Below are 3448 nucleotides of genomic sequence, written 5' to 3'. Positions count from 1 at the left end.
CTGCCGGCCTTGTACGCCGCCAGACCCAGCGCCTCGCGCGCCAGCGCGCTCCAGGGGCCACCGGCGGCAAGCCGTTCCGCAAGGCGGCGGACATCGTCGAGCGTGCCGATGTCGGCCGCGATATAGGCGCCGCGGATACGCGCGGCGTCGCGCAGCATCTCGTCGCCGGTCCCGTTCGCGATTTCCTCGTACAGCTTCAGCGCGCCCGCCTGATCGGACTTCGCGACCTCGTCCGCCTCGCGGAGCTTCGACAGGACCGCGTAGCCGGCCGGCCCGTCGGCGCCGAGCGACGCGAAGGCCGCGCGGGCCTCGTCGCTCTTGCCGTCCTCGGCGAGCCTCGAGGCGGCCTCGTAGCGGTCGCCGGCCTGCTCGGCCTCGCGCGCCTGATAATACTCGTAGCCCCGCCAGGCGCCGATGCCGATCACGAGCAAAAGGGCGAGCGCGATCAGCAGGGCACCGTACCGATCCCACAGCTGCTTGAGACGCTCCCGGCGGAGGTCCTCCTGAACTTCGGTGAAAATATCGGCCATTCGGTCCAGTCGCTCGTCCTGCGGCGCCCCCTGTCGGGTGCGGCGGCACCATAGCGACGCGACTCCGCCCCCGCAAACGGTTTGGGCGCGGTCTACATGCTGATCGCGGGCACTCCGATCAGGAGTGGGTGCAGGTATATCCCGAACAGAAGATAGGCTGCCGTGCCGATCACCACCGCCATGACGTCGGCGCCCCAGCTCGCCTTCTGCGGCGCACGGACCACGCCGCGGGCGGCGCGCTTGAGCGCGATGCGGTCCACGACCCCGTAGGCTAGGAACGAGCCGAACAGGATGATGCTGGCGAGGTCGCCATTGGACATCAGGTGCGCCGCCGCCCAGAGCTTCAGGGCGGCGAGCATCGGGTGCTTGGCCTTCGCGCGGATGTGACCGGGCAGATAGGCGGCCGCCAGCAGGATGAAGGCCGGCAACATCAGCGTGATGGTGAGATGGCGCGTCCAGCCCGGCGGCGACCAGATTTCGATGAAGGGCGCCGAGCGCCAGCCGACGACGATCAGGACGAGCCCGACCGTCGAGATCGCCGAATAGGCGATCTTGTAAGGCGTTTCGCCGAACCTCCCGATCAGACGGGCGCGGTTGTCCCGCGCGCGCGTGGACAGGTGAACGCCGAAGAAGACCAGAAGCCCCGCGATCAGAACCAGCATGCCCGCCCCCGTTCGACGGCCCAGACTATCCGCGGCCATCCGGCGACGCCATCGCGGCCTTGCGATTCGACTCTTCGCCACGATCCCGCCACAGTTGGCCGGCGGCCGCGGCGGGAACGGATCGCAGGAGAACTGCTGTGAGAGTGGCGTTGCTTCTCGTCGCCGTCCTCTGCGGATGGGCGGCCTATCCCACGAAGGCTCTCGCCAGCACGCTGGCCGTGATCAGCCTTTCGCAACAGCGCATGGAGGTCTCGGTCAACGGCGTGCCGGTCTATGACTGGCCCGTCTCGACGGCGCGTCGCGGCTATGTCACCCCCCGCGGCTCGTTCCGGCCGATCCGGACCGAGCGCATGTGGTACTCGCGCAAATACGACATGTCGCCGATGCCCTACGCGGTCTTCTTCCGCGGCGGCTATGCGATCCACGGAACGCAATATGTCCGCTCGCTTGGACGGCCCGCAAGTCATGGCTGCGTCAGACTGCGCACCGCGAACGCGGCGGCCTTCTACCGACTTGTGCGCCAGCACGGAATGCGGAACACGAGGATCGTGATCACGCGCTGACGGTCAGCGCTCCGCTGCGACGGACGTTCCAAAAGTGACCAACGATCGCGCCGCGCTCGTGCTGTTCTCAGGCGGGCAGGATTCCGCGACCTGCCTCGCCTGGGCGCTCGACCGCTACGAGCGCGTCGAGACGGTCGGCTTCGATTATGGCCAACGGCACGTCGTCGAGCTCTCACAACGCGGGCGCATCAGGGACGGCCTGCGCAGGCTGAATCCGACGTGGGACGCGCGCCTCGGCGAAGACCACACAATCAGGCTCGACGCCCTCGGCGCGCTCTCTGATACCGCGCTCACGCGAGACGTCGCGATCGGGATGGAGTCGAGCGGCCTGCCCAACACCTTCGTTCCGGGCCGCAACATCGTCTTCCTGACCTTCGCCGCCGCCCTCGCCTATCGTCGCGGCCTGCGTCGGATCGTCGGCGGCATGTGCGAGACGGATTTCTCCGGCTACCCCGACTGCCGCGACGACGCGATCAAGGCGCTGCAGGTCGCGCTGAACCTCGGCATGGACAGCCGCTTCGTGCTGGAGACGCCGCTGATGTGGCTCGACAAGGCCGAGACGTGGCGGCTGGCGCGACAGCTCGGCGGCGACGGGCTGGTCGCCCTCGTGGTGGAGGAGAGCCACACCTGCTATCTCGGCGAACGCGGCGAGCGCCACGACTGGGGCTATGGCTGCGGCGAGTGCCCGGCCTGCGCCCTCCGGGCGCAGGGCTTCGAGCGCTTCTGCGCGGGGCGGTGACGGGGACCGAAGCGGTCCCCTGCCCCTAAAGGTCAGCCGGCCGTCGGCGGCCTCGTCCCTTCAGAGCCGCTAGATGGCTCGACGGCCGGTGAACAGCCGCACAAGCACGACGATGACCGCGATCACCAGCAAGAGGTGGATGAGCCCGCTCGCGACGTGAAAGACCAGAAAACCGCCCGCCCAGAGGATGAGCAGGATGATGGCGAGAGCCCAAAGCATGGCGAATCCTTCCAACTGCAACGCGCGGTCGGCGCGTCAGGCGCTCCGACCATCGTGACGCGAACGCCGGCGGCCCGCAGTCGTTCCTCAGCCGCCTATGCGTGACGCCGCGAGATAGGGGCCGCTCAGGATCGGGCGTCTCGCCGCTTGGCTGGTCCCTTCGGCTTTCGTCAGCCGAACGCCGCCTCGTATTCCCCAGGCTTGAAGCCGACCAGCAGGCGACCCTCCGCCTCCAGCACCGGTCGCTTGATCATGGAGGGCTGCGCGATCATCAGCTCGATCGCGCGCGCCTCGTCCAACCCCTGGCGGTCAGCCTCGGGGAGCTTGCGGAACGTCGTGCCGGCCCGGTTGAGCAGCGTCTCCCACCCCGCAGTCGCGGCCCAGCCCGCGAGACGCTCCCGATCGATTCCGGCCGCCTTGTAGTCGTGGAACGCGTAAGCCACGCCGTGGTCGTCGAGCCAGGCGCGCGCCTTCTTCATCGTGTCGCAGTTCTTGATGCCGTAGAGCGTGATCATCCTCAGAGCCTCGCAAGAGCGAGCGCGTTTCCCAGCGCGGCGCCCGACGCGGTGTTGTCGAAGACGCACCACACCGTCGCCCCGCCGGCCCGGTCGGCGTCGGCGCGGCGCTTGAGGGCGGCGAGCGCGGCCTCGTCGTAATCCGAGTAATAGATCCGCGGCGAACCGTGCCAGCGATAATACCGGAGCCGGGCGCGCGCGACGGATCAGCCGCGACGCG

Annotated in this window: 6 protein-coding genes and 1 pseudogene; 2 read left to right on the top strand and 5 right to left on the bottom strand. The window is 68.8% G+C overall.

Features of this window, described 5'->3' with window-relative positions:
* The coding region (locus tag ACIKT0_RS15290) for a tetratricopeptide repeat protein (protein ID WP_407106178.1) at window positions 1-530 on the bottom strand (530 nt) is incomplete at its 3' end.
* A 92-nt stretch (window positions 531-622) separates the two neighbouring features.
* The gene (locus ACIKT0_RS15285) at window positions 623-1192 is read right to left on the bottom strand and encodes an NnrU family protein (RefSeq protein WP_407106177.1); all 570 of its coding nucleotides are present in this window, start codon (window positions 1190-1192) and stop codon (window positions 623-625) included.
* A 149-nt stretch (window positions 1193-1341) separates the two neighbouring features.
* Between ACIKT0_RS15285 and ACIKT0_RS15280 the strand changes: the two genes are divergently transcribed.
* Together ACIKT0_RS15280 and queC are read left to right on the top strand one after the other, a co-directional pair.
* A complete protein-coding gene (locus tag ACIKT0_RS15280) occupies window positions 1342-1755 on the top strand; it encodes a L,D-transpeptidase (RefSeq protein WP_407106179.1) in 414 nt (137 codons plus the stop codon).
* 34 nt (window positions 1756-1789) lie between these two features.
* Window positions 1790-2494 (top strand): 7-cyano-7-deazaguanine synthase QueC, encoded by a 705-nt coding sequence (gene queC, locus ACIKT0_RS15275; protein ID WP_407106175.1) that lies wholly within the window; start codon window positions 1790-1792, stop codon window positions 2492-2494.
* Window positions 2495-2563: 69 nt separating this feature from the next.
* Here queC and ACIKT0_RS15270 read toward each other — a convergent pair whose 3' ends face one another.
* From ACIKT0_RS15270 to ACIKT0_RS15260, 3 genes and pseudogenes are all read right to left on the bottom strand, one after another.
* Window positions 2564-2713, bottom strand: coding sequence for a lmo0937 family membrane protein (locus ACIKT0_RS15270; RefSeq protein WP_183396330.1), 150 nt, complete (start codon window positions 2711-2713; stop codon window positions 2564-2566).
* A 170-nt stretch (window positions 2714-2883) separates the two neighbouring features.
* Window positions 2884-3228, bottom strand: a complete 345-nt coding sequence (locus ACIKT0_RS15265; protein ID WP_407106174.1) for an ArsC family reductase — start codon at window positions 3226-3228, stop codon at window positions 2884-2886.
* Between the two features lie 2 nt (window positions 3229-3230).
* A pseudogene (locus ACIKT0_RS15260) lies at window positions 3231-3413 on the bottom strand (DUF72 domain-containing protein); the annotation flags it as partial.
* Window positions 3414-3448 lie beyond the last annotated feature (35 nt).

The organism is Hansschlegelia beijingensis, assembly GCF_045505405.1.
In the GTDB taxonomy this organism is placed as follows: Bacteria; Pseudomonadota; Alphaproteobacteria; order Rhizobiales; family Methylopilaceae; genus Methylopila; species Methylopila beijingensis_A.
Note: the sequence above shows the minus strand (reverse complement) of the source record. Positions and strands in the feature narration are given on the sequence as shown.